This is a genomic window from Pseudobdellovibrionaceae bacterium, assembly GCA_023954155.1.
GTDB lineage: Bacteria > Bdellovibrionota > Bdellovibrionia > Bdellovibrionales > UBA1609 > JAMLIO01.
In genome coordinates, this window is record JAMLIO010000004.1 from 67,341 (window position 1) to 92,482 (window position 25,142).

Consider the following 25,142-nt stretch of genomic DNA (forward strand, 5'->3'; position numbering starts at 1 on the left):
AAGAGTTTTTAAGTTTGCCACCATCAAGACAATATATTCAATAAAACTAACCAGTAAAAGCTCCAAGGGGTATCCTTGTAAATTCTTTATTAAGAGTGCCTGTGCCATCAGCCTCCTGGTCGCATATTTATTCTAAGCCAAATATCAATGTTATGCGAGCAGCTTGATGATGTCCAAGTCAACCACCAAGCCGCAATTTGTTCTATACTAAACATCAATGGCATGTGAGCCACCCGACAACGCTCAACTCAGCCACCAAGTCTCATATTTATTCTATGTCTCTGGTTACAGTGAAAACATAACAGTCGCAAATTATGCACGTGAGTCTGCCCACCTAGAGCCACAGGTTTGATATGATCTAAGTGTAAATTAGTAGTGGAATGACATCGAGTGCACTGGGCTTTATCTCTATGCCAAACATAGTGCTTTATCTTTTGCGAAATATATCTAGGATTTTTATTAAAATGATCTTTATAATGACAAGTTGATTGTTGCAAATCACCCTGAACGTTCAGGGTAGGAGGAGTTGTTTTTTTACAAGAGCTTGAACTTGTTTTATGAAGAATTAAATCAGTGTCGTGAGTCGTTGAACTCGAAATTGTAGATTGCTGATGAGAAACGCCTTCGGCGCTTCTTTTTTTGCCAAACTTCTTTTCTTGAAGTTTTTCAGAGGCAAGATCAGCTAGGGTTTCAATGAACTCTGCCATAGACATATTATAGGCTTTGGGTCCCAATAGAGATTTCAGGCTTTCTAGTTTTTGCTCTAAATGTTCTGACATGTTAAAGCTCACATGAGTATGTGTGGGACTGACTTGTTTTTGAGTTTCTTGGGGCAAGGGTTTTTGCGGGGAAAGCTTTAAAATTTCTTTTTGTCCCTCACGAACAGATTTATTGGCGAGTTTTTTAAGGACTAGAAGCTTTTCGGGTTTAGTAGAGATTTTGTTTTCATTAAAAAACCTTTGAGCTTGATTGATATTAGAAAGACTAAGTTCACCAGAGTTAATCTTTGGAGCCACTTCAGGTATTTGCTTTAAAAGTCTCATGGCTTGAATTCGTCTATAGGCTTGATCTGAAGAGTATTTAAGTTCCCTGCAAGCATAATCAAATAAGCTACTGCATTTATATTCCACAAAAAGTTTACGATGTTCTACTTCTTTAAGATGATACAGAATAGTTGTTAGGAGAGTTCTTTCTTCTGCAACTAGTTTTCTTAAATCAGAATTCAGTTGATCGTCAGTTAAGTGTTTTAAGTTCATGATTTGGTATCCAGGGTTAAATATATTTTTTGTGGTTAGTGAATGGGTTTTTTTCTATTTCTATTCAACACAGATATACCACGAGTTTTAAAAATGTAATTTTCTAAGATTTGAAGTGCAGTGTAAACACCATTATATAAGAGATACAAAGCCCTTCTAAAGAAGCTCCGAATGCTTGAGACAAAAGTTTTGGGATAACTAAATAGCAATTATTGTCGGAGGTTTTAGGGATCAAGAAAATGTGTCAAATTATTTTTGTAATTTTATATTTTGCGTCGGTACCTTATGAGATGTAATTATAACTCAAGTGGAGAAACTCTTAAAATAGAAATAATTTTGAAACAAAAGTGAGAACTAACATAGATGCTAACTTATGTTTAAATACGGACACAATTTTAAACATGACTACGAGTATTGGCGAGAAGTGATTTTGGCTTCCATTTTTTTTGCTCTGAACGTTAAGAACAGTTAAATGATTTAGACGCCTAAACGTTAAGAGCAATTAAATTATTTACGCACCTAAACGTTAAGAGCAGTTAAATTATTTGCGTATCTGAACGTTCAGGGTAGTTAAATTATCTACACAGTTGTTCGGGAGAGCAGCCCTCTTGATCGGGCTTTATATACCAACACTTGGGAAACGATACCTGCGTGTTCTTTTATCGATAGCTCCGCCCTCTCGGTCACGCTTTGTACACTCCTCGAAAATAAAGCTATTTTCACGGCATGAGACACTTTTTGTCACTTTTATATTTCTTTGGGCTTTCGGGTGCATGGATATTGAGTATGAGTTTTGCTTCCTGAACTGGTTTAAAGGAAATCAGATGATACGAATGAATGTTTTTTTTTCTTGTGTTTTTGCTTTCAGTACAGGTGTTTGCTACAGAATGTCCTAAGCAGACCGTAGAAGGACTCTATACGGGTTCAGAGCGCAAAGTTCGACAACTCACAATAGCTGGAGAAACAATATTCAGTTCATCTGATTGCAAACCTGTTATCCAAATCCATTCGACTGATCAATGGCAACAGTGCGAAGGTTGGCGAATCCGTATTTTGGGCTAAGAGCTTTTCAACAATGTTGCATGTTCAAATAAAATTGTTTTTGACGATCCAAATGGATTTTTAAAAAGCATACCCCATGGCAGCGAAGTCACGATGGATGTCAGCTGTTTGGAAATTATATCCATTAAGTAAATCATATCTCAAATTAAAGACAGAATTTAACTATAAAGTAATCCTTGGGCTTCCTTCGCAACCCTTGGATGCTGCTTATAGCTTAGCCAGAGGGGGTTCCCTTCAAACGCAACATAATATTTTGCGTCACACTTCACTTAATACCAACTGCGTTTTGAATTTCTGCCAGACTCAGCTTAAGCTGTGCGGGTTAAAATTTTATAAGGGGAGTAATTATGGCCGCAAGAACTGTGAAAGCACCAACGGGGACTCAATTGAATTGCAAAGGCTGGTTGCAAGAGGCCGCCTATCGCATGATCCAAAACAATCTTGATCCCATTGTGGCAGAAAAACCCGAAGACTTAATCGTTTATGGGGGCCTAGGTAAAGCTGCCCGTAACTGGGAGTCTTTTGATAAAATTTTAGCCAGCCTTAAAGACCTGGAAAATGACGAGACTTTATTGGTTCAATCTGGAAAGCCTATTGGAATTATCAAAACTCATTCTCATTCTCCACGAGTTTTGATTGCAAACTCTAACCTTGTTCCTAAGTGGGCCAACTGGGATGTGTTTAACGAGTTAGATCAAAAAGGCCTAATGATGTATGGTCAGATGACCGCAGGTTCATGGATTTATATTGGAACTCAAGGAATCATTCAGGGTACATACGAATCCTTTGTCGAAGCGGGCCGCAAATACTTTAACGGTAATCTTAAAGGGAAATGGATTTTAACCGCAGGGCTTGGTGGAATGGGGGGAGCACAACCTCTAGCGGGAGTCTTTGCAGGATGTAATGTTTTAGCCGTAGAGGTGGACCCTGAAAGAATTGAAAAAAGATTAAAAACAAAATATGTGGATGAAGTGGCCACCTCTTATGAGGATGCGAAAGCCAGAATTCAAAAGTATAACTCTGAAGGCAAAGCCGTCAGTGTGGCTCTGTGTGCAAATATGGCAGAGATTTTGCCAAAATTTATTGCAGATGGTTTTGTGCCAGACATTTTAACCGATCAAACTTCAGCTCACGATCCTTTAAATGGTTACATCCCTGTGGGTTACAACTTAAAACAGGCCGAAGACTTAAGAAAATCCGATCCTAAAAAATATGTGGAGCTTTCAAAAAAATCTATGGGTGAGCATGTAAAAGCCATGTTGAAACTCAAAGACATGGGAGCTGTGACGTTTGATTACGGTAATAACATTCGCGCCATGGCTCAAGATGTGGGAGTGGAAAATGCGTTTGATATTCCAGGTTTTGTACCTGAATTTATTCGTCCTTTATTCTGTAAGGGAAGTGGTCCATTCAGATGGGTGGCTCTTTCTGGAGACCCTCAAGATATTTACACCACAGATGAGGCCTTAAAAGAGCTGTTCCCTCATAAAACTCACCTTATCAATTGGTTGGAAAAAGCCAGAGAGCGCATTGCTTTTCAAGGTTTGCCAGCACGTATCTGTTGGTTGGAATATGGTGAACGAGAAAAAGCAGGTCTATTGTTTAACGAACTTGTACGCACTGGAAAGGTCAAGGCTCCTATTGTGATTGGGCGTGACCATTTGGACTGTGGTTCTGTGGCGTCCCCGAATCGTGAAACGGAAGCCATGAAAGATGGTTCGGATTGTGTTTCGGATTGGCCTTTATTAAATGCCATGGTGAATACCGCTTGCGGGGCTACGTGGGTGAGTTTGCATCATGGCGGGGGTGTGGGCCTTGGATACAGTCAACACGCAGGACAAGTGATTGTGGCAGATGGAACAGCACTTGCCGAAGAAAATCTAAAGAGAGTCTTAACAGCAGACCCTGCAATGGGTGTGTTCAGACATGTGGATGCAGGTTATGAAGATGCTGTGCAAGTGGCTAAAGAACGTGGCGTGAAGTCGCTTTGGATTTAAGAGGCGTTGGGCACGCTAGATTTAAAAAACATTGGATATGCGTTGTGCAACCATATTTAAAAAAATATTGAATATGCTTTGGGCTTAAGGAATATGAGATGGCATGAGGCGTGACGGACTTTGGATTTGAAATGTGCTTGGAAGATGCCGAGTTTCATGCGCTAAGAGGTGAATTTTTATGATGCAAGTGATTCGAGGAGCGGAGGAAGCTCTGACCCTTAAAGGTGTCGTGCAAAAAGACGGACGCCATGTAATTGAAAAGGACCTAGGCATTTTATCAAAACCCGTAGTGGTAAAAGATAAAAAACAACTGCTATTTGTCGGGACAGAAAAGACCTTTGATACCTATTACAAACAAAATAAAAAGCAATTCAAAGAATATGAGAAAAAGAAAAAGCTCAAAGAGATTCATTTAGATGGTGGAAGTTTACTACCTGGATTTGTTGAATCTCACACTCACAGCATTTTTGCAGGTAACAGACAGAATGAGTTTGAACTCAGAAATCAAGGTGTAAGTTATCAAGAGATTGCGGCTCAAGGCGGAGGCATTGCTTATTCTGTAAAACAAACCCGTGCGGCTTCTCAAGATGAATTGGAACAAACAGCCCAAACCCGAGCCAAACTGTTTAAGGCTCAGGGTGTGGTGCTGCTAGAAAGCAAAAGTGGTTATGGACTTGAACACAAAACGGAAGTGAAGTCTTTAAAAGCCATTCATAAAATGAAACTTAAGGGCATGAACATTGTGTCCACCTATTTGGGGTTGCATGGTGTACCTCAAGGTAAAGACAAGTCAGAATATTTACAAGAGTGCTTTACCAAAACTATTCCTTATCTGGCGCAAAACCACCTATGCCAAAGAGCCGACATCTTTGTGGAAAAAAATTATTTTGACACCCAAGATTTAGAAAAATTGGTTGAGGTTATTCGCCCTTATGGTTGGAGTTTTTGCGTTCATGCAGAACAGCTCAGTCATTCGGGAGGAATCCGTAAAGCTGTAGAACTCGGGGCACAGTCCGTCGAGCACTGCGTGGAAGCGTCAGAGGATGATATTAAAGCTCTGGTAAAAAGCTCCACAGTGGCTAATCTTTTACCTGCAGCCGATTTTTATTTGCGCATGAAGTATCCCCCAGCAAGAAAGATGTTAGATGCTGGGGTCAAGGTGGCTTTAGCCACAGATTTCAATCCTGGTACAAGTCCCACTCAGTCTTTGAATTTTGTAGGAGTGCTATCCCGTCTTGAAATGCAGATGAGCCGTGCCGAGGTGCTTGCGGCCTATACCTTTAACGCGGCTTCAGTACTTGGGAAACAGAAGCGATATGGAGCACTTATTGACGGATATTCCTCTGACATTCTTCACTCCGAATCCTCTTGGGCGGATTTGTTTTATCAAGTGGGTTCTTCTGATCAGTTGAATGTTTTGTAATCCGTCTTTTAGGGATTAGGTCTAACCTTAGGCATTATAATAAAAAAGGCCACACCCTGTTGGATGTGGCCCTAAAGAAAACATGTAATATTTAATGAAGTCAGTGTTTATTTATTCAGCAAAACTTATTTGCTCAGTTGGTTGTAAATGTCTTGAGGATCAACCAGTGGGGCTGAAGTGCTATAGCAACCGCCAACGTGTCCTGAAGAATGAATGGCGTCAAAGGGATAAATAAAGTCAGACATGCCATCGCTGCCTTGGTAGCTTAAAGTCAAAGTCACAATCACATCCCCATTGTCGTCAAGGACGCGGAACTCACTGCCTTGCATAGGATAGATGTACTCCTCACCATCAGTTGGATCTACATAAGGAACCGCAACAAACTGGGCCTGTGTCGCCAATGTTAAAACCATAAACTCTTCATTAAGTTCGTCGTACATGTCGACGCCTGTGTAGCTTACAACTTTAGTATCTGCATTGTAGACAATGGTGAAAAAGGGCTCAGTGAAAGAACACACAAGCACTTCTTCTTGGTTGGCTGCAAAAGCGGATGTGGCAAAACCAAATAAAACAACGAACGATAGAACTAATTTTTTCATACTTTCTCCCCTAAGAATGTTGTCTTTAAACGGCAAGAACGGCCTTAAAGATATGCCTCTAATGGCGAATATTGCTCTAGAAATCAATGAAAAACCCCCAGTGGCCCATCGCAGCCTCCGTCAACGCGCTCAAGCTGCATCTGAGTGTAGACAGACCCCATGTGTGCTGCCGCTTGAACGACTTGTTGGGATTCAAATCACTCTGAATGTTCAGGGTGGTTAGACTCAAATCCAACCCGCGTCCGTGCCAAAAGCCCATCTTTCACTCTGAACGTTCAGAGTGGTTTGGGCCTCAGCGAGTTTGTGGGTGAATAGAACCTTGGACGATAATCAGTACGTTCAGGGTTATTTGAGTCTCAGTGGGTAGATGATATCTAAGTCATTGAAATTGAGCGACAAATGGTGAAAAAATCTCAAAAAATCCAAAGCAGTATTGAAAACTAATAGACAGTGGTTATCAAAAAATATACAAGAAATGCTAACCGAATCCGCAGCTTTAGTGAGGGGTTAAAATTAGAGCGGTACAGGGTTTGGGGCGTTGGGTATATTCATGCTGTGTTTGATTTATGTTAAATCACAGGCTTTAATAAGTACCATTTAGTTTTAAGAGGTGGGGTTTGATTTTTAAAGCAATAAATTGTCACTCTTTCGGTTTTCTTACAAATATTAAAACCATAATATGTTATTGTCTGAATGGTTTTGCTCACATCAAAACAGTGTTGATATGTTTTACCGTTTTTTTAAGTCTCTGTGTGTCTTTGGCCCACGCTCAATCCGATGGACAAAATGCTTCAGATTCCGATGCCTTAGTGGAAACAGAACAAGTCATCTCTAGCCGTTTAAAGAAAATGGACATCGGTGGCCCTTCCCCAGAAGTGGTGATCTCTGGTGCTGATATTGCCAGAGCTGGTTATAACTCTATCTCTGATTTACTTCGTGATAACCCTATTTCTTCTTTTGGTGCAGCGAAAGAGACTTCGGGACTGGCTGCTCGTGCAGGGCTTGCCACAATCGACATCCGCGGTATGGGAGCTTCAAATACACTGGTGCTTTTAAATGGGATGCGTATGGCTCCCATTTCAGGCGGTGATACTGTGGATATGAACCGTATCCCTGTGTCCATCGTCAAAGAGATCCGTATCATCAAAGATGACCTTTCAAGTATTTACGGGTCTGACGCCATTGGTGGAGTTGTGGATGTGATCACTCACGATGCTTACAACCACCTTACAGTTTCGGGCGGAGTGACTGTTTCGGAATTAGGTGGGGGAAACAGATACGATTTTAATATTATTGGTGGATCAAGTTCAGCGACAACCAGTACGTTTTATTCACTTTCTCATCGTCAGAATAATGAGATCTTTGCTAACCAAAGAGAATGGAGTCGCGAAGGTGTGAGTACAACGGGTAGCCCAGGTTCATATATGAACGTGAATGACCCTGGAGTGTGGTACACTGATCCTAATTGTACAACGGTCATGGATGCTGGCCCGCAAGGAAATTTCTGTACCTTTAATTATGCAAGATACTCCACCACTTTGCCTAAACTGACTCAGACTGCGGCTTTTGCCCGTATGGAACATCGTTTATCTGATTTTATGACGTTCTACACTGAGGCTCTGTTTAATCGTAACCGTACAACGTATGTAATGGCTCCAGCTCCTGGGATTTTTAATATTCCAGGTGCAGTAGCGGATGGTTTTGGTTTACCCAACCACATTGCAGGCAGTGACATTCAGGTTCGGTATAGAATGTTGGAGCTTGGAAATCGTGTGGATGATCAAGAGAATAATTTTCTAGGTCTAACATCAGGTTTTAAATGGGATTTTCTTGATACATGGACGGCTAAACTGGCTGGAACCTATGGTAGAGAGAAAAATGATGCTGTTGGTGTAGGTAACGCTGTGGCGGCATCATTAGAACGTTTGATTCAAGATGGGAGCTTTAATCCTTTTGCACCTGCGGGTTCCAGAGGGGATGTGAGTTCTGCGGTTTATCAAACTTGGTCAAAACAGGTTTCAAATTTTTATATGGCTGACCTTCAGCTTGAAGGGGAAATTCTAGAAGTTGCAGGTAAGCCTGTGGTTTTAACTGTGGGTCAATCCTATATGGAGCGTGATTATGACAATCGTGTGGACGCTCTTTCTAAAAGACAAGAAACATTTACGGGTGCAGGATCTGACGGTTATGCAGAAAGAACTGTGCACAGTACGTACGGACAACTGACTGCTAAACCTTTCAGTCGATTGGATTTGTTTTTATCAGGCCGTTACGACAAATTTAGTGATTTCGGGGATACATTTAACCCTAAATTTGGTTTTAAATTCAGAATTGATGATGATCTGATGTTAAGAGGGACTGTGGGTACAGGTTATAAAGCGCCTGCTCTTGCGACCTTATACGCTTCACAATCTGAAAGTTATATTACGTTTGTGGATTGGTATGCCTGTGAACAAGAAAGAACTCTTGGTGGAGCAACTCCATCGTGCTCACCGCAGCAGTATAGAACTGTATATGGGGGAAATCCCAACTTAAAAGAGATCACCAGTTTTTCTTATAATACAGGCTTAGTTTATAATCCCAGTTCAAACTTTGATATCAACTTGGACTTTTGGTCGATTGTGATGAAGGGACTGTCTTGGGGCGCAAGTGGCGGAGCACTTGAGGATGTGACAAGGGCAGAGTTGGCAGGAATCACGCCTGATGCTTACGGAATCCACATGAATCGTACTGCGGGAGGGTACTTGGATGCTACAAATCCAATTATAGCTCCTAGTATGAATATTGGAGAAAGGAAAACAGCAGGTTTAGATTTAGAACTCAACTGGGCTTTGCCTGCACCTGTGGGAGTATTTAGGATTTCAGAAGTATTTTCGTATCGTCTATGGGATATTACAATCCCTTTCCCTGGTTTACCAGAACGTGATTACGTTAAAGAGCACTGGGTGAGCCGTTGGCGTAATCAGTTGCGCTTGGGTTATCAACTAGCAGGGCATGATTTTGGCTTTATTGTGGTTTCAACAGATAAGTACTTAAACGCTCTGCAATCAGGATATGTGGATGGGTTCCATCGTTTAGATTTTGCCTACAATTATTCAGGATTTGAAAATGCCAGTTTCACTTTAGGGGTTCAAAACTTGTTACGCTTAACACCTCCTCTTGATGAGACTGACCCAAACAATATGCTTAATGAGAGTCTGTACTCTCAGACAGGTCCTGTTGTTTATAGTAATTTTGTTTACCATTTTTAAGAAGATTTTTAAAACTTGTTAAGAGTTTAATAAAGGGATGAAAGATGAATTTAAAGGATAGTAGAAAAAATAAGCTGTGTGTTGCGATTTTGGCAATGCTTGTTGTGCTTCCCACTTTTGCCAGTACGGTGAAAAGTGTGACAGAAGAACAAGGAACTAACATTAAGGCAGCTAAGGATTCACAAAAGACAGTGAACGCCATATCAGATGAATCTCAGGCTCTAAGAAATGAATATCGTCAGATTTTACAGGCCATTGAAAACAACAAAACTTATAATCAACAGCTTCGTGACCTGATTGAATCACAAAAGATCGAGATGGCACAGATCGAAGAAGATATCGAAAAGATCAAAGACACCACTCGTAATATTACTCCTTTGATGACCAAGATGAAGGACTCTTTAGCAGAGTTTGTAAATCTTGATTTGCCATTTTTACAAGAAGAGCGTCAAAAGAGATTGAAAAATCTGGATGAGCTTTTTGTAAAATCAGGAGTGAGTGTTTCTGAAAAGTACAGAAAAGTTTTGGAAGCTTATTTGGTTGAAAGTGAATACGGTCAAACCTTAGAGGCTTACAAAGACAGTATGGATTTGGATGGGACTAAAGTGACTGTGGATTTTTTAAAGGTAGGTCGTATAGGTTTATACTATTTGACGAAAGACGGTAAAAAAGGAGGCGTTTGGAATCCTGAAAGCCAAAAATGGCTACCCCTCACCTCATCTCAGAGAAACCATGTCAAGGGTGCACTTAAAGTAGCTTTAAAGCAAACATCACCCAGCCTTCTTACATTACCTGTATACAAAACTTCGACCAAAGAGGTGGCTGTAGAAAGCATGTCTTTAACCCCTTCTTCACAGACTGAGGTGCAATAATGAAAACAGTATTTAGTTTTTTAACATTGATTTTTGTGGTTACTGGGTTTTCTTTCAGTGCTTGGTCGAATGAAAAGTTAGACTCTTTATTGCAAAAAGTTTTACAAGAAAGAAGTGAAGAATCACAGATTTGGAAAGAACGAGAAGCCGAGTTTTTAAAAGAAAAAAATCAACAAGCAGCTCTAGTGGCTAAAGCCAAAAAAGAACTTAAAGATATCGAAGCTGTTGGGAATCAACTCAGTAAAGTATATGAAACCAATGAAACTCAACTTCGCGAATTAGAAGAAAATAAAAGCACAGTTATGGGTGCGTTTGGTGAACTTTATGGTGTTGTACGTCAGATGTCTGGGGACTTTTTTACCCAAATTCAATACTCACCAACATCAGCACAGAAGCACGATCGTTTTAAGACGTTACAATCTCTAGCGCAAACCAAGACTCTTCCCAGTTACGACCAACTTGAAAGCTTTTGGTTTATTTTGCAAGAAGAGATGACGCTGCAAGCGCAGACCGCACAATTTACGGCACAAGTTACTGACGCCAAAGGTGTAGCTTCTCAGAAAGAACTTCAACGTGTCGGAGCCTTTAGTTTATTTACGGGCAAAAACTTCGTCAGCTATAATGGTCTTAATAATGTCATCGAAGTGTATCCAAGACAGCCAGAAGCCAGATACACAAGAAGTTTAAGTAAATTTGCTGATGCTAAAGCTGGTGATGTGGCTTTAGTTTCATTTGATCCAGCAAAAGGCGCTCTGCTTGAAACTTTGATTCAAGCCCCTAGTTTTTTGGAAAGAGTGGATCAGGGTGGGCTTATTGGTTACATTATTTTATTTATCTTAGCTTTTGGAATAGTCATTTCTGCTGAACGTCTGTATTTTTATCATCAACAAGAAAAAAAGATGAAGACTCAACTTGCTAATAAGAGTAACCCAGACTTGAGTACTCCTTTAGGTGTGCTTTTAGACTCGTTTAATACGTATAAAGATAAAGAGTCTGCGGATGTGATTTCTTTAAGACTTTCGGAAGTGATCTTGCATGAAATGCCAAGACTACAGCGTGGACTAAGCACAATTAAAACCTTTGTGGCGGTGGCACCGTTGTTAGGACTTTTGGGGACTGTGACAGGTATGATTGTCACTTTCCAATCTATCACAATGTTCGGCTCTGGTGACCCTAAGCTTATGGCGGGAGGTATTTCTCAGGCCTTGGTGACTACGGTTCAAGGTTTATCATGTGCGATCCCACTTTTGTTAATTTATAGTTATGTGAACGGCAAGTATCTAAATATTGTGACTTTTCTAAACGAACAACTTGCTGGAATGTTAGCAGAGAAGGAAAGCAAATAATGTATATGTTATCTGAAGCCTTTATTAGTATTTTTGAAAAGGGAGGACCTGTGCTTATGGTTATCTTTTTTCAATTTTTGCTATTATGGTATTTTGCTTCAGAAAAAATTTTATACTTTAAAGTCGGCTTTAAAAAAGACTTTGAAGAGTTTAAAAATAAACTGTCCAAGATCACAGCCCCTAATGAATTTTTATATGAGGCCAAAGTACAAAAAGAAACCTCACTGATTCAACAAAAGATCAAAAGGCATGTGTCTATTGTAAAGGTTCTGGTGATGGTGTGTCCTTTGTTAGGTCTATTGGGTACAGTGACGGGAATGATCTCGGTTTTTGATGTTCTATCTACTGTAGGCTCTGGTAATGCTAGAGCTATGGCCAGTGGGATTTCAAGAGCGACGATACCTACTATGGCGGGAATGATTGGAGCTTTGGGCGGATTATTTGTGATTAAAATTTTAAAAGATTATATTCGAGCAAGCACTTCGGATGTGACCGAGTACTTGCACAAAATGACTTTGGCGAAAAAGACAAAGGGTTAGATTATGGCCATTAAGTTTGATTTTATAAAAAATAGTGAAGCAGAAGAAGAGACAAACATTGATTTAACTCCCATGTTAGACATGGTATTTATTCTTTTGATCTTTTTTATTGTGTCCACATCTTTTGTGAAAGAGTCGGGGATTGAAGTGTCTAGGCCCTCTGCAAAGACAGCCCAGACCCAAGACAATGCCCATATTCTGATTGCGATCACCAGCAATGGCGAGGTTTGGATTCAGCAAAGACAAGTAGATTTGCGTGCAGTAAGGTCCAACGTCGAACGGTTACGTGCTGAGAGCCCCGAAGGTGGGGTTGTCATTCAGGCTGATAAAGGTTCAGACACCAATACCTTAATTGAGGTGATGGATCAGGTGAAGATGGCAGGAATTGAAGACATTTCTATTGCAGCTAAAAGACAAGAGTAGGTCAGACTTTGAATAAAAAGTGGAGTTTAAAAATCTTAAAAACATCGGCTTTAGTAATGGCACCCGTTATTACGGTAGCTTTGTTTGTACTCATGGGAGTTTTGATCTTTCAAGATCCTAATTTTCGTTTGGAAAAGACAAAACACACTCATATCAATTTCTTGCGATCTTACAAAGAGACCCAAGTTGAGGCTTTAGATCGTAAAAAACCAGAAAAACCTCAAGAACTTAATCAAGAGACCTTGGCCCCGCCTGTGTCAGTACAACAGACTCAACAAAGCCAAATGCCACAAAATTTTCAATCTTTTGAAACCTTTGACTCCACGGATTTTAGTGGCGGTGTTGCTGTGAGTGGTGTTGGTGGTGTGACAGGTGCAGGGGTGTCTACAGGTAACAGTGGTTTGACACCTTTAGTGCGTGTACAATGCGATCCTCCTCGCCAAGCTAAAATTGAAGGAATTAAGGGTTCTATCACGCTCAGATATAATGTGAATACCAATGGAATGGTGGAACATGTAGAAGTGGTGGATAGCAAACCCGCTCGAGTTTTTGATCAAAATTGCATCAGAGCCATGTTACAGTGGAGATACAAACCTAAAATGCTTGATGGAAAACCTATCGCAGTAAATGGGAATCAATTTACATTTACTTTCGATTACTCTAAGGAGACGAACTGATGAAAACTGCCTTAGTGTGTCTTCTTATTGTATTGGGTGCGAATCCCATTTGGGCGAATATAAAAGCACCAGGTGCCCAAGATCAAAGTGAAGGCCATGAGAGTGATCAGAGTCAAGAAAACGCTGTGAACCCACTTGCACCAGAAGGGTCACTTTCACAGGACAAAGACTCGCCGCAGACGAAGTCTGGTGCTAATAAAGAGTCTAAGTCTCTTACCGCAGAAGAGATTGTTAAGCATAAAGTTTCAGAAGATGAGAAGAAAAAAATTGCAGCTGAAGCTGAGGTGATTAAAGCCAGATGGAGTAAAAAGATGCCTAGAAGTGTATCTTTAGCCACCTCTAAAAGACAGCTTCGGGCACAAAAATATTTAGCTTCTAAAAATTATAAAGGAGCGATTTCAGTTTTAGACAAAGTGCTGTCGCGTTCCAGCACAGAAGATTATGAAAGAGCAAAAACATTAGTGCTGATGGCCCAAGCATATATGAGTGAGACTAAAAATGCCGAAGCAGAGGCCTCTGTGGTGGAAGCGATTCGACTTGAAAGCTTAGGATATCATGAGGCTTGTGATGCTTTGCTTTTTCTGGCTCAAATACAATTGATCACACGTAACTTTAAAGAGTCCCAAGTGAATGCTTTGAAGTACATCCATATTGCGCCTACAAAAGTCCCTGCTGCTTACATTATGTTAGGGACTATTCAGTATGAATTACAAGAGTTTCAAGATGCGCAAAAATCAGTAGAAACAGCTTTGTCACTGACTAAAGAACCGCAAGAGACATGGTTGTTTTTTGCTTCTGCAGTATTTGCAAAAAACAAAGCGTATCAGAAATCGGAAAACATTTTAAAAGGTCTTTTAGAAAAACGTCAGAATAATAAAAACTATTGGATGGCTTTAGTCGGAGTTTTATTTGAACAAGAAAAATTAGATGAGGCTCTGAGATATTATGAGTTGGCTGAAAAGTCAGGACTGATTAAGTCCACTGGTGAGATCAACAATCGAGCTTCGTTATTTGCGGGCCTAGAGATCCCTTATAAAGCGGCAGCCATCATCGAACATGGTTTAGACACTGGAAAGCTTGAAAAAAATCGCAGGAATTATGAAAACCTAGCCAACAACTGGTTTATGGCTAGAGAATATGAAAAGGCCATTGCAGCTTACCAAAAAGCCAGTGAAAAATCTGAAAATGGTGAAATTGATATTTTACTAGGGCAAGTCTACCTTGAAAAAGAAGACTGGACACAAGCGGAAAAATCTTTCAAAGCCGCTCTTAAAAAAGGCAAACTCAAACAACGTGAAGGTCACGCTCTGATTGGTCTAGGAATGGCCACTTACTTCCAAGACGATAAAGAAAGTGCGCTGAAGTACTTCAACCGCGCTGTAAACTACAAAGCCCAAAAAGAAGCCGCCTCAAAATGGCTAAGCTACCTAAAGTAAATATATAAATATTTACCGTTTAAAAGTGTTCTTGGATGAGGGATTGGATTTTTGAGCTTTGCCATTGGGTCGCCCCCTCCATTTTGAGAAGGATATTGCCTTGGGCGTCGACCAGTAGGTGAGAAGGTAGGACTTCTAGTTCAAACTTTTCTACAAAAATATTTTCAGGATCGAAAAATAAAGGAAACTTTAGGCCATAGTTTTTATACATTTCAGTGGCTTTAGTGGAGTCTGCCTCTTGATCACAATTCACACTGATGACTTCAAAGCCTTTGTCTTTCCATTTTTGGTGTAGCTTTTGGATTTCAGGAAATTCGGTTTTGCAGCTGGTGCACCAGGTGGCCCAGAAGCTGATCAGATTGACCTTTTTTAAATGAGGTTCAAAAGGTGTGGGACCGATGTTTTCGATCAGCTCATCTTTGGTCGTAATTTTGGTGATTTTGACCCGAAGTTGCGATTGATACCAAAGGTTTAGCACCACTATGCCGATAAGAAGTATAGCGACGAGTTTCATCCATAAAAAAGGCTGTTTCCAAGGAGAGGAATTTGGCATCTTTAAAACCTAGATCGAATGTGAAAGGAAGTCAAAGCACTCAAGTGCTAAGAGACCCGAATGACCCTCGTTTACAAGGTCAGCGCGGTCAATTGGTCATTGAGTATGTTTTGCTTCTTGCCATGGTGACCACCATTGGAATGCTTTTGATCACTTTAATGGTGGGCCGAGGTGGTGTGGGTCAGGGTGGAACTCCAGGACTGATTGTGCAGCAGTGGATGGCTCTTGTGAACGCTGTGGTCAGTGATATGCCTGACAACTAGTAGCTTGCCCAAAGGTGAGGCTCACGTTTAGATGGTGTTATGACACAAACACCAGATTCTACAAAAAAATATATTCTAGCTATTGACCAAGGGACAACGGGAACGACAGCTGTGATCTTTGATCAGCAAGGAAAAGCTGTGGCCAAGGGGTATGAAGAGATCCCGCAGCATTACCCCAAACCTGCATGGGTGGAGCATGACCCTGGGGACATTATGGCATCAGTAAAACGTTCCATATCTTCTGCCCTAGAGCAAGGTAGTGTGAACGCTAAACATGTGGCCGCTATTGGCATTACAAACCAAAGAGAGACCATTGTGGGATGGGACCCTACAACGGGAAAATCTAGACATCGTGCTATAGTTTGGCAGTGCCGTCGTACCTCTGAGTACACAGAGAAATTGAAGAAAAATAAAAAATTAGCCCAGAAGATTTTTAAAACTACAGGTTTGGTTCTAGATCCTTATTTTTCAAGTTCAAAGATCGCTTGGCTGATAAAAAATAAATTCATCACTAATAATGATATTGTAGGAACCATAGACAGTTATTTGGTGTGGCACCTGACTGGGGGACAGAAGCATGTCACCGATGTCAGTAATGCGTCTCGCACTCAGTTGATGTCACTTAAAACTTTAGAGTGGGATAAGGAGATGTTAAAAATCTTTAAAATCCCTCGTCAGATTCTGCCAGAGATATGCCCCTCTTCAGGCGTGTTAGGACATACGAAAGGTTTTGCTCCGTTGCCTGATGGGATTCCTATCTCGGGTCTGATTGGGGATCAGCAGTCCGCTCTTTTTGGTCAAGGTGCTTTTGCACAAGGAGATGCTAAGTGCACTTTTGGTACAGGAAGTTTTATCTTGATGAACATAGGTGACAAAATAAAATTCTCTGGCAAAAAACTTTTAACCACAGTGGCTTGGCAACTTGAAGGGCAAAAGCCAGTCTACGCTTTTGAAGGTGGGGCTTTTGTGTGTGGGGCTGCCGTTCAATTTTTGCGCGATCAACTGAAGTTCATCAAGTCTGCTAAAGATGTGGAAGACTGGGCTAAGAAGGCCAACCCAGAAAGTTGGGTGCAGTGTGTTCCTGCTTATTCTGGTTTAGGAGCCCCGTATTGGAATCCTGATGCGCGCGCCGCTTTTTTGGGAATGTCTAGAGGGGATGGAATTGCAGAACTGTGCTATGCCACCTTAGAGGGAATGGCTTTGCAAAATGCAGACATCATCACAGCTATGGAGTCTGATGCTAAATTCAGGTTGAAATCTTTAAATGTAGACGGGGGGGCCGCCAGCAACGATCTTTTACTGCAAATGCAGGCCGACGTTTTAGGAACGAAGGTTTTACGTCCCGCTTGGATTGAAAGCACCAGTCGTGGCGCTGCATTTTTAGCAGGTTATGGAGCAGGGCTTTGGTCGATTGCTGATATTAAAGGTATCATTGCAGGCGAGATGACAGAGTTTGCATCTCATAAAAACAAAAAATGGCGAACCCAAAGGCTAGGCGGGTGGGAGCAAGCTGTAAAATCAGTGCAGCTGTACTCTAAGTCTCGCGCTGGTTTAAAATGATACACTTTTGCAACATTTTAAAACTGGACTGAGGTGTCTTAACATGAGCTAAAGATATGTCTCAGTTCAGCCGATTTTCTTGACATGAGACGATCTATACTAATGATAGGACTATCTATGAAGAGTTACTTTTCAAGCTTTTTGGTTGTAATGTTGTGTTACGGTTTGGGGTTATATTCGCCTGCGGCTTCGGCAAAACCACAAGCGGCGGACTACGATGCTGTTCGTAAGTACGTTAACAGCAAAGAGAAAAAATCAATCAGACAGATGTTTGTCAAATTCGGTGATTCTCTGCCTAGCAAGATGGTGGAAGAGGCTTTGAAGTTATCTAAAGGCAAAGAAGCCTCAAATGTTTGGTTTGACGGTGTCAAGATGGGCCCTAATTACGTGTATATGCGTATAGGAAAAGTCAAATTATTTGCAAGAGCGGTGACAGATCCAAGCGGTCAAAGATATATCATGTTAAATAAAACCAAAATCACTCTTGACGATTATCGTGATATCAAAAATGTCCAAACTAAAATATTTATGGCTTATATGAACGAAGCCTTATCTAAGAAAGGTATTTTTTCATACCTATTCACCCCAGAAGTTTTTGCTGGGAGTGAAGAGCGTATAAGCGATGGTAGTGGTAAGCCGTTAGAGCCTGGTGCTGTAACTCCTATTGATGCCTGTGTTGAGGCGCAGAAGATCTTTATGGCCGAGATTGGTAAACCACCAAAAACTGCACAGGAAAAGCAACAGTGTAAAAAGGCCCTTGATGATGCGAAAACCGCTTGTTGTCATCAAGAGCAGTACAAGGATGGAGAGGTTTGTAAGCGAAATGCCTGTGATGATGATATGGCAGGAGCCGCCGCTGGTGGTGGAAACGGCTGGATGTGGCTGTTAGGTCTTGGTGCTGCGGCATTGTTATTATTCTTATTATTGAAGAAAGATAAAAAAGACAAACCTTCAAAACCACCTGTTGAGCCACCACCAGTTGATGACCCACCAGAAGATGATGATGGTGTGGGACGTGGACCGATCATGTGTCAAGGTCAACCTGGATGTGGTGGAAACACGACTTACCCTGAGCCGCCAAGCTACGGCAGTCCATCAGATTCTAGTGGAAGCAGCAGTAGCGACCCTTATCCTGACACGGGTTCTAACTCTAACCTTGGCAACTCTGACAACGAGACGGCCACAGGAGTAGGGCGTGAGAAGTCCCGCGCACGTGTGAAGACAAAATAGAAAACACACTCATGATTAAAAATTTAAAAGCCGTTGCTGAGACAACGGCTTTTTTTTTGTCTTGATGTCAGTCTTATGAATCGTGCTCAGACTTTAAATGTTATTACAGACATCATTGCAGAGTCATGTAAGGTCTTATGGGGAATGGTGTTGTTTGTGACTGCAATGTGGATGTTGCGATGAAAAACTAAAGTTTGAAAAGAAGATCGACACTAACACGCTTAACAGGCCTTTGGTCTAGGTTAAGTTGTGTATTTATATTGTGAAAAGCGATGGGTGGCTTTGGGTCAAAGTGGTTTGCATTGAGACGCAATAAAAAATGAAATCCGTCGATAATAATTAAGAATCCAATAGGGATTTTTAAATAATTTCATGTACAATGGGTGTTATGTTTAATTCAAAGCTTTTTAGATTTGTCAGTTTGAAATTTTCAACATTAAGCTTATGTGTTTGTGCCACCTCATCGGTTCATGCGCAAAGTTTGCAGGCTCCAGCCATTTGGTCGCAGCTCAAATACACTTTGCAAGCCAAACCTACTGAAGACAAAGCCACTCAAGAAGAAAGCTTAGCTTTTTTTGAACCTCGTAAAGAGCAGCTTTCGGATTACACTTATGGGGTTTTAGCATTTCAGCGTGGTGATCATGTTGAAGCCGAAAAGTTTTTAAATAAAAGTCTAGAAGTCAAAGAACTTGCCCCTTATGTGCATTTTTATCTGGGACAAATTTTAACAGCAAAAGGAGGCAGCGCTAAAGAAGCGTTGTCTCATTTTAATAAAGCTCTGGATTATAAACCCCAACAGGATTTGCAAAGACACATTCGATTTGAAATGGCAAAGACCTTAGTGGCTCATAACCGATTGACTGAGGCCAGAGCCCATTTAGAGGGTGTGCGTTCTTCTTTCCGCAAAACAGAGTTTTATCCAGATATCATGTGGAACTTGCTAGTCGTGGATCAAAGACTGCAAAAGAATTCTGTCTGTACATGGTTTAAAACCCTATTTCGCAGCTACCCTACATACAATTCAGAAACCACACTGTGGACAATGACAGATACGTCTTGGCAGGTGAGAGTTAAAGATAAAAAAATGAAGTTAGGTTGTAGCATTAAAGCTAGTGATCGAAGAGCCCATGTGCACCAACTGATCGCTTTAGGGCAGTACTCTAAATTGCAATACGAGTTGAATGATCCATCGCTCAACATTCCTGAACTAGAGCTGTTAGATCACAAAACCGAGTATGAGTTGCGCGCGGGTGACCCCGAGAAGGCGTTTAAGCTGCTTTCAGAAAAGTACAACAAGTTCCAAAATGATGACGACTTTCTTCAGCTTTACGGCAAGGCGGCTTCTAGATCTTTAAATCATGATGCGGCATTAAAAACCTATGATGAAAGAATCCGTTTGGCTAAGACGGCAACTCAAAAGGCTCAGACCGTTTTTAGAAAAGGGTTTTTAGAATATGAATTAGGAAAGTACGCCGAAGCTTATAATACGTTTATGGCTGTCCCACAAATTCATGCCAATAACATTTATCAAGGGGATGTGCTCTGGTATTTAGGTTGGACGTCTTATTTGCAAAAAAACCATGATCTTGCCATTAAACATTTTGAAGATTTATTAGAACATATCAACAAAAGACGTCGCCTTCGCAGTCGTGACAATTACAGCAAAGAAAGGGTGAAGTACTGGTTGGCCCATGCTTATCGTTTAAAAGGCGAGGACATGGTGGCCAATGCTCACTTTAGAGAAATCGTTGAGTCCCAAGATTTGGGTTACTATGCTTTTCTATCAGCTGCATTTTTAAACCGCACTAAAGGTAAAGCCAAGGTCAATAGTAATAAAAAAGTGGTGGCCAGTAAGACTTCGGATTTGTCTGATCCGTTATTACAGACTTTGCGTGTACCCTGGGCGGGTCCTTATCGTGTGCTGAATTCTGTGGAAGCTCCTAATCTTGTGACCACACCTGTTGCGGTGGAAGAAGTGGACCTGGATCTTAACTCGCAAAGCTTTGTCGACAGTGTGCAAGAAACTCTAGAGAAAAACATTCAGGATGATCGTCCACAAATGGTGTCAGCCACAATGTCACGAGCTGAACTGTTAAAAGTCTTTTCTGAAGAGAGATTCCAGCCTTATGCTGACCGTTTCCGTTTGTTGTCTATTTTGGGTTTTAGTAAAGAGGCGCGTTGGGAACTTTATGAATTGGAAAAGAAAGCACGAAGTAAGGAACAGAAAAAAGCGTTGGCCATTTTGTATTACCAAGTGGAAGACTCTCATCGTGCTTCTCGAATTCTAACCTTAGATTTCCAACAGGAAAGAATGAGTCCTGCAAGCTTTGAACATGATCCTTTTTATTTATGGTCTTCGACTTTTCCTCAACCTCATAAAAAGGTGGTCGAAGCTTCATCTATGCTCTTCCATGTGCCAGAAAATTTAGTTTACTCGATCATGCGTGCAGAAAGTTTTTACTCTCATCAGGCGATGTCAGGGGCTGGGGCGAGAGGGCTTCTGCAGTTGATGCCATTTACTGCTAACAGAGTGGCGGACCTTTTAGGAAAAGATGGTGTGCAGCCTGATGAACTGTTTGAGCCTTATATCAACATTCAATTAGGTGTGAGATATTTGAAACGTCTACTTAAGGCCTTTGACAATGACCAGATCTTAGCGATTGCAGGTTACAATGCAGGACCACATCGCGTGGAGTGGTGGGTGAGTCGCTTTGGGCACTTAAGACAAGATGAGTTTATTGAACATATTCTCTTCTTAGAAACGCGCAATTATGTGAAGAAAGTCATGCGTTACAACTGGATTTATGACCTCCTATATAACGCAGAACAGCCGATGAGCCTTGCAGATATTAAGAATCCTCTAGGCTTCCAGCTGACTCGGGTGCCCTCTATGACAGAGCAGTGGGACTCCACAGAATAACGCGCTGAATATCCATACCTCAGGCCGCAGATTGTAAATTCCTCCTCTAAAGGTGGAGGAATTATGCGATATGTGCTTCTTTTTTCGGCACTGCTTTTTGTGCTTTCGGGTTGCCAAAAAAAAATAGGAGCCAACAGTTACGGGTTAGATAAATCAGACACCTTACGCTTGATTCTATCCACAGAACCCCCCACCTTAGATTGGACCAAGTCTTCTGATACCACTTCCGCTTTTGTGCAAGAGAACATCATGGAAGGGCTCGTGGAGTTTGATTACACAAGTCCCACCCTAGAGCTTGAGCCTGCCTTAGCTGAATCTTGGACTTCTAATTCTGACAATACCCGTTGGACGTTTAAACTTCGCAAAGGTGTTCTTTGGAATGATGGTGTGCCTTTGACCATCCAACATGTTTTTGATGGGTGGAAGAGACTTTTAGACCCCGAGACCGCTTCTATATACTCTTACTTTTTATTCTCGATCAAAAATGCACAGCAGTACAATAGTGGTGAACTGAAAGATTTTTCTAAAGTGGGTGTAAAGATTGAAAGCGAAGACACGATTTCTGTAGAGTTAGGAGTTCCCACAAATTTTCCTTATTTACTGACCCATCACTCTACCTTTCCAGTGCGTTTAGATGTGATTGGTAAACATGGAGAGCGTTGGACTATACCCAGCAACATTGTCACTTTGGGTGCCTATAATTTAAAAATTTGGGATCATGACAAGGCTGTGGTTTTGGAAAGAAACGAAAAGTACTATGGTGAAAAGGCGATCATTAAAAACATTTTAGCTTATGTGATCGAGCAAGACGTTACAGCCCTAAATCTTTATGTATCTAAAGAGGTGGATGCGCTAAGAACCTTATCCTCTGCGGCTTTAAAGAAACTCAAAACATGGCCTGGATACTCGCAGGTTCCTATTCTTACAACGTATTACTATGGCTTTAATACGAAAAGACCTCCGACTGACAATGCAGATCTCAGACGTGCGATCATCTCAGCTGTAGATCGTAGTCAGATTACAAAAATGCTAGATGGAGGCCAAAGGCCCATTTCAGGTTGGATTCCTACGGGGATGTTTGGTTTTGATGATGAGGCAGGATTAAAATTTAATATTGAAAAAGCTTTAGAGTATTATCACAAAGCAGGATACAGTAAAGAAAACCCTGCTCCTCGAATTTCTCTGTCTTTTAACACCAATGAAGATCACAAAAGAGTGGCTGAAAATATTCAAGCCCAGTTAAAGAAGAACTTAAATCTGAGTGTTGAAATTAAGAACGAAGAGTGGAAAGTGTACTTGGGTACATTGCGTTCCAATCCTGCTAATTTCTATCGTATGGGATGGGTGGCCGACTATCCAGACCCTCATAATTTTTATGATCTGATGAATTCCAAGTCGGATAACAACTATACAGGTTGGAAGAGCACAGAATTTGATAAGTATTTGGACTTAGCTTTAAGGTCTAAGGACGAAGAGCAAAAGTTTAAATACTATCAAGGGGCAGGACAGTTGCTGTTAGTAGAGGGGGCTGCGGTTCTGCCTATCTATTCTGGCACACGTCATAATCTTGTAGACTCGAGAGTTTTAAATTTTCCAAGCAATGCTATGGACAGGTATCCGCTTAAGAAAGTTAGGTTAAAAGATGAATCTAAATAAAATAAGTTCTTTTATTGGAAGTCAATTTTTAAACATTTGGCTTGTATTTGTAATCGGGGTCATCATCACTCATTTGCTGGACTATATTATTCCCAGCTTTGTGATCTGGATGTTGGTGCTCAGTGCAGGCTTGGGATTTGCGATCTTTGTTGTGAAACAAGATTTGATTCTTTATACCTTAAAACGTCTTGGGGAAGCTCTGGTTGTTTTGTGGGTGATTGTCACTTTGACATTTTTGCTTCTTAGGGTGATCCCTGGTGGGCCATTTGATCAAGACAAAGCGCTACCACCAGAAATCAAGGCCAACATTGAAAAGAAATACAATTTAGATAAACCTCTTTTGCAGCAGTATGGAAGTTATCTGGGTGGACTTTTAAAAGGGGACATGGGTGAGAGTTATAAGTATCTGGGGCGTCCCGTTTCTGAAATTGTAAAAGATGGTTTACCAGGATCATTTGTTCTAGGGTTTTATGCTTTACTTATTGCCTTTGCGATAGGAATTCCTTTGGGCCTTTATGCAGCCGCAAGACATAACAGCTTTGCCGATAATGCGTCTATGGTGCTAGCGATCAGTGGGGTGAGTCTCCCCAACTTTTTGGTCGCGGCCATACTGGTGCAGCTCTTTGCCTTAAAGTGGGGGATTTTACCTACTTCGGGTTGGGGTTCTGTGTATTACTATATTTTACCCGTAGTCTGTTTGGGTGTACGTCCCATTGCTTTTATTGCGCGTTTAACTCGTTCAAGCGTGCTGGATGTGATTGGGTCTGACTACATCAGAACAGCAAGAGCAAAGGGCCTGTCAGAGCGAGTGGTGCTGTATAAACATGTGTTAAAAAATTCTTTGATTCCTGTTTTGACGTACTCTGGTCCTATGGTGGCTGCGATTTTAACAGGATCGTTTGTGATCGAAATCTTCTTTTCTATTCCTGGAATAGGGAAATATCTAGTTCAAGGGGTCACTAACAGGGACTACCCGTTGATTCTTGCTTTAACTTTATTGTATTCGGCGGTTCTTGTGATTGCCAATCTTATTGTCGATTTGCTGTACGCTTACTTTGATCCAAGGATTCGTTTAGGATGAAAAAATCAACTAATAGTTTATGGAATGATTCGTTTAAGAGGCTTAAGAAAAATAAAGGCGCCATGGTGTCTTTGTGGTTCATAATTTTTATTTGCCTTGTGGCTTTGTTTGCTAAATACATTGCTCCTTACTCTTTTGATGCTCAAAACATGGATGCGATTTATGAAGAACCTAATTCTACCTATTGGTTGGGTACGGATGGTTTGGGGCGTGACTTGTTATCACGCACCATTTATGGGGCAAGAATGTCTATGGCCGTGGGGATATTTACGGCACTCATCTCTATGATTTTTGGTACCATTTACGGTTGCATCTCGGGCTGGATGGGTGGCCGAGTGGATTCGGTGATGATGAGAACTGTGGATATTCTAATGTCGTTCCCTTCATTGATTCTTATGATTTTAGTCAAAGTGGTTTTTGATTCTGTACAAATCGTAGAAAATCCTGAACTTCGTGCACTGACTTCAATGCTTTTGGCTTTAAGTATTGTGGGTTGGGTGTCTCTAGCTAGGATTGTCAGAGGTCAAGTGTTACAGGTCAAAGAGCTGACCTACGTGGAAGCCGCAAGGGCCTTAGGAACTCCGAGTTGGAGAATTTTGATCAAGTATATTTTGCCTAATATTTTAGGTCCTATCATTGTGCTTTTGACGTTTCAAATTCCATCTAACATTTTATATGAATCATTTTTAAGTTTCATCGGCTTAGGTTTACAGCCCCCGTTTAGCAGTTGGGGAGTGTTGGTGAATGATGGGTACACGTCTTTTGTAGTATACCCTTATCTGATCTTTCCACCAGCAGTAGCCCTCTTTGTGACCATGCTAGCTTTTAACCTCTTTGGTGACGGCCTTAGAGACGCCTTCGACCCCAAGATGAAGAAATAAATTCCTTAGCTTTTTTTGTAGAAAGTTTGTAAGTAGATATCTCTATTGAGGCAGACACGCCCCTCCTGGGCTCTGCCAGCATTTGCCCTTTGGGCAAAGCGCGTCCCGCTTGCTGGA

General features: G+C 41.2%; 20 protein-coding genes. 17 read left to right on the forward strand and 3 right to left on the reverse strand.

Annotated elements, in window-relative coordinates:
- Positions 1-248: 248 nt before the first annotated feature.
- Positions 249-1,256 (reverse strand): HNH endonuclease, encoded by a 1,008-nt coding sequence (locus M9899_06125; GenBank protein MCO5113734.1) that lies wholly within the window; start codon positions 1,254-1,256, stop codon positions 249-251.
- Positions 1,257-2,665: 1,409 nt separating this feature from the next.
- Between M9899_06125 and hutU the strand changes: the two genes are divergently transcribed.
- Positions 2,666-4,315 carry a urocanate hydratase gene (hutU, locus tag M9899_06130; protein MCO5113735.1) on the forward strand — a complete coding sequence of 550 codons (1,650 nt, stop codon included), beginning with the start codon at positions 2,666-2,668 and terminating at the stop codon, positions 4,313-4,315.
- A 178-nt stretch (positions 4,316-4,493) separates the two neighbouring features.
- On the forward strand, positions 4,494-5,738 hold the full coding sequence (gene hutI / locus M9899_06135) for an imidazolonepropionase (GenBank protein MCO5113736.1): 1,245 nt from the start codon (positions 4,494-4,496) through the stop codon (positions 5,736-5,738).
- A gap of 125 nt (positions 5,739-5,863) precedes the next feature.
- On the opposite strand, the gene M9899_06140 is transcribed toward hutI, so the two are convergent.
- Positions 5,864-6,337, reverse strand: a complete 474-nt coding sequence (locus M9899_06140; GenBank protein ID MCO5113737.1) for a hypothetical protein — start codon at positions 6,335-6,337, stop codon at positions 5,864-5,866.
- Between the two features lie 61 nt (positions 6,338-6,398).
- Here M9899_06140 and M9899_06145 point away from each other — a divergent pair, with 61 nt between their 5' ends.
- From M9899_06145 to M9899_06180, 8 genes are all read left to right on the forward strand, one after another.
- Positions 6,399-6,560 (forward strand): hypothetical protein, encoded by a 162-nt coding sequence (locus M9899_06145; protein MCO5113738.1) that lies wholly within the window; start codon positions 6,399-6,401, stop codon positions 6,558-6,560.
- A 529-nt stretch (positions 6,561-7,089) separates the two neighbouring features.
- Positions 7,090-9,588, forward strand: a complete 2,499-nt coding sequence (locus M9899_06150; protein ID MCO5113739.1) for a TonB-dependent receptor — start codon at positions 7,090-7,092, stop codon at positions 9,586-9,588.
- Positions 9,589-9,632: 44 nt separating this feature from the next.
- Positions 9,633-10,460, forward strand: a complete 828-nt coding sequence (locus tag M9899_06155) for a DUF3450 domain-containing protein (protein MCO5113740.1) — start codon at positions 9,633-9,635, stop codon at positions 10,458-10,460.
- Positions 10,460-11,806 (forward strand): MotA/TolQ/ExbB proton channel family protein, encoded by a 1,347-nt coding sequence (locus M9899_06160; protein ID MCO5113741.1) that lies wholly within the window; start codon positions 10,460-10,462, stop codon positions 11,804-11,806. The genes M9899_06155 and M9899_06160 overlap by 1 nt, the downstream gene beginning before the upstream one ends.
- Positions 11,807-11,862: 56 nt before the next feature.
- Positions 11,863-12,345 carry a MotA/TolQ/ExbB proton channel family protein gene (locus M9899_06165; GenBank protein MCO5113742.1) on the forward strand — a complete coding sequence of 161 codons (483 nt, stop codon included), beginning with the start codon at positions 11,863-11,865 and terminating at the stop codon, positions 12,343-12,345.
- A gap of 3 nt (positions 12,346-12,348) precedes the next feature.
- On the forward strand, positions 12,349-12,768 hold the full coding sequence (locus M9899_06170) for a biopolymer transporter ExbD (protein MCO5113743.1): 420 nt from the start codon (positions 12,349-12,351) through the stop codon (positions 12,766-12,768).
- 8 nt (positions 12,769-12,776) lie between these two features.
- Positions 12,777-13,445: an energy transducer TonB gene (locus M9899_06175; GenBank protein ID MCO5113744.1), complete on the forward strand. Its 669-nt coding sequence runs from the start codon at positions 12,777-12,779 to the stop codon at positions 13,443-13,445.
- Entirely contained in the window at positions 13,445-14,881 is a 1,437-nt protein-coding gene (locus M9899_06180) for a tetratricopeptide repeat protein (protein MCO5113745.1), read from the forward strand. The genes M9899_06175 and M9899_06180 overlap by 1 nt, the downstream gene beginning before the upstream one ends.
- A 19-nt stretch (positions 14,882-14,900) precedes the next feature.
- Here M9899_06180 and M9899_06185 read toward each other — a convergent pair whose 3' ends face one another.
- Complete coding sequence (locus tag M9899_06185; GenBank protein MCO5113746.1) at positions 14,901-15,434, reverse strand: TlpA family protein disulfide reductase; 534 nt, start codon at positions 15,432-15,434, stop codon at positions 14,901-14,903.
- Between M9899_06185 and M9899_06190 the strand changes: the two genes are divergently transcribed.
- The 7 genes from M9899_06190 (at position 15,428) to M9899_06220 (ending at position 25,025) form a co-directional block, all read left to right on the forward strand.
- Complete coding sequence (locus M9899_06190) at positions 15,428-15,697, forward strand: hypothetical protein (GenBank protein ID MCO5113747.1); 270 nt, start codon at positions 15,428-15,430, stop codon at positions 15,695-15,697. The genes M9899_06185 and M9899_06190 overlap by 7 nt on opposite strands.
- A 39-nt stretch (positions 15,698-15,736) precedes the next feature.
- Positions 15,737-17,257: a glycerol kinase GlpK gene (glpK, locus tag M9899_06195; protein MCO5113748.1), complete on the forward strand. Its 1,521-nt coding sequence runs from the start codon at positions 15,737-15,739 to the stop codon at positions 17,255-17,257.
- Between the two features lie 117 nt (positions 17,258-17,374).
- Positions 17,375-18,487, forward strand: a complete 1,113-nt coding sequence (locus M9899_06200; GenBank protein MCO5113749.1) for a hypothetical protein — start codon at positions 17,375-17,377, stop codon at positions 18,485-18,487.
- A gap of 388 nt (positions 18,488-18,875) precedes the next feature.
- Positions 18,876-21,407 carry a transglycosylase SLT domain-containing protein gene (locus M9899_06205; protein ID MCO5113750.1) on the forward strand — a complete coding sequence of 844 codons (2,532 nt, stop codon included), beginning with the start codon at positions 18,876-18,878 and terminating at the stop codon, positions 21,405-21,407.
- A 63-nt stretch (positions 21,408-21,470) separates the two neighbouring features.
- On the forward strand, positions 21,471-23,063 hold the full coding sequence (locus M9899_06210) for a peptide ABC transporter substrate-binding protein (protein ID MCO5113751.1): 1,593 nt from the start codon (positions 21,471-21,473) through the stop codon (positions 23,061-23,063).
- Positions 23,050-24,144, forward strand: a complete 1,095-nt coding sequence (locus tag M9899_06215) for an ABC transporter permease (protein MCO5113752.1) — start codon at positions 23,050-23,052, stop codon at positions 24,142-24,144. The genes M9899_06210 and M9899_06215 overlap by 14 nt, the downstream gene beginning before the upstream one ends.
- Positions 24,141-25,025, forward strand: a complete 885-nt coding sequence (locus tag M9899_06220) for an ABC transporter permease (GenBank protein MCO5113753.1) — start codon at positions 24,141-24,143, stop codon at positions 25,023-25,025. Before M9899_06215 ends, M9899_06220 begins: the two co-directional genes overlap by 4 nt.
- Positions 25,026-25,142 lie beyond the last annotated feature (117 nt).

Coding starts and splice junctions, on each gene's coding strand:
- M9899_06125 (MCO5113734.1), bottom strand. CDS start 1,256: ATGAACTTAAAACACTTAACTGACGATCAACTGAATTCTGATTTAAGA.
- hutU (MCO5113735.1), top strand. CDS start 2,666: ATGGCCGCAAGAACTGTGAAAGCACCAACGGGGACTCAATTGAATTGC.
- hutI (MCO5113736.1), top strand. CDS start 4,494: ATGATGCAAGTGATTCGAGGAGCGGAGGAAGCTCTGACCCTTAAAGGT.
- M9899_06140 (MCO5113737.1), bottom strand. CDS start 6,337: ATGAAAAAATTAGTTCTATCGTTCGTTGTTTTATTTGGTTTTGCCACA.
- M9899_06145 (MCO5113738.1), top strand. CDS start 6,399: ATGGCGAATATTGCTCTAGAAATCAATGAAAAACCCCCAGTGGCCCAT.
- M9899_06155 (MCO5113740.1), top strand. CDS start 9,633: ATGAATTTAAAGGATAGTAGAAAAAATAAGCTGTGTGTTGCGATTTTG.
- M9899_06160 (MCO5113741.1), top strand. CDS start 10,460: ATGAAAACAGTATTTAGTTTTTTAACATTGATTTTTGTGGTTACTGGG.
- M9899_06165 (MCO5113742.1), top strand. CDS start 11,863: ATGGTTATCTTTTTTCAATTTTTGCTATTATGGTATTTTGCTTCAGAA.
- M9899_06170 (MCO5113743.1), top strand. CDS start 12,349: ATGGCCATTAAGTTTGATTTTATAAAAAATAGTGAAGCAGAAGAAGAG.
- M9899_06180 (MCO5113745.1), top strand. CDS start 13,445: ATGAAAACTGCCTTAGTGTGTCTTCTTATTGTATTGGGTGCGAATCCC.
- M9899_06185 (MCO5113746.1), bottom strand. CDS start 15,434: ATGCCAAATTCCTCTCCTTGGAAACAGCCTTTTTTATGGATGAAACTC.
- glpK (MCO5113748.1), top strand. CDS start 15,737: ATGACACAAACACCAGATTCTACAAAAAAATATATTCTAGCTATTGAC.
- M9899_06200 (MCO5113749.1), top strand. CDS start 17,375: ATGAAGAGTTACTTTTCAAGCTTTTTGGTTGTAATGTTGTGTTACGGT.
- M9899_06205 (MCO5113750.1), top strand. CDS start 18,876: ATGTTTAATTCAAAGCTTTTTAGATTTGTCAGTTTGAAATTTTCAACA.
- M9899_06210 (MCO5113751.1), top strand. CDS start 21,471: ATGCGATATGTGCTTCTTTTTTCGGCACTGCTTTTTGTGCTTTCGGGT.
- M9899_06215 (MCO5113752.1), top strand. CDS start 23,050: ATGAATCTAAATAAAATAAGTTCTTTTATTGGAAGTCAATTTTTAAAC.
- M9899_06220 (MCO5113753.1), top strand. CDS start 24,141: ATGAAAAAATCAACTAATAGTTTATGGAATGATTCGTTTAAGAGGCTT.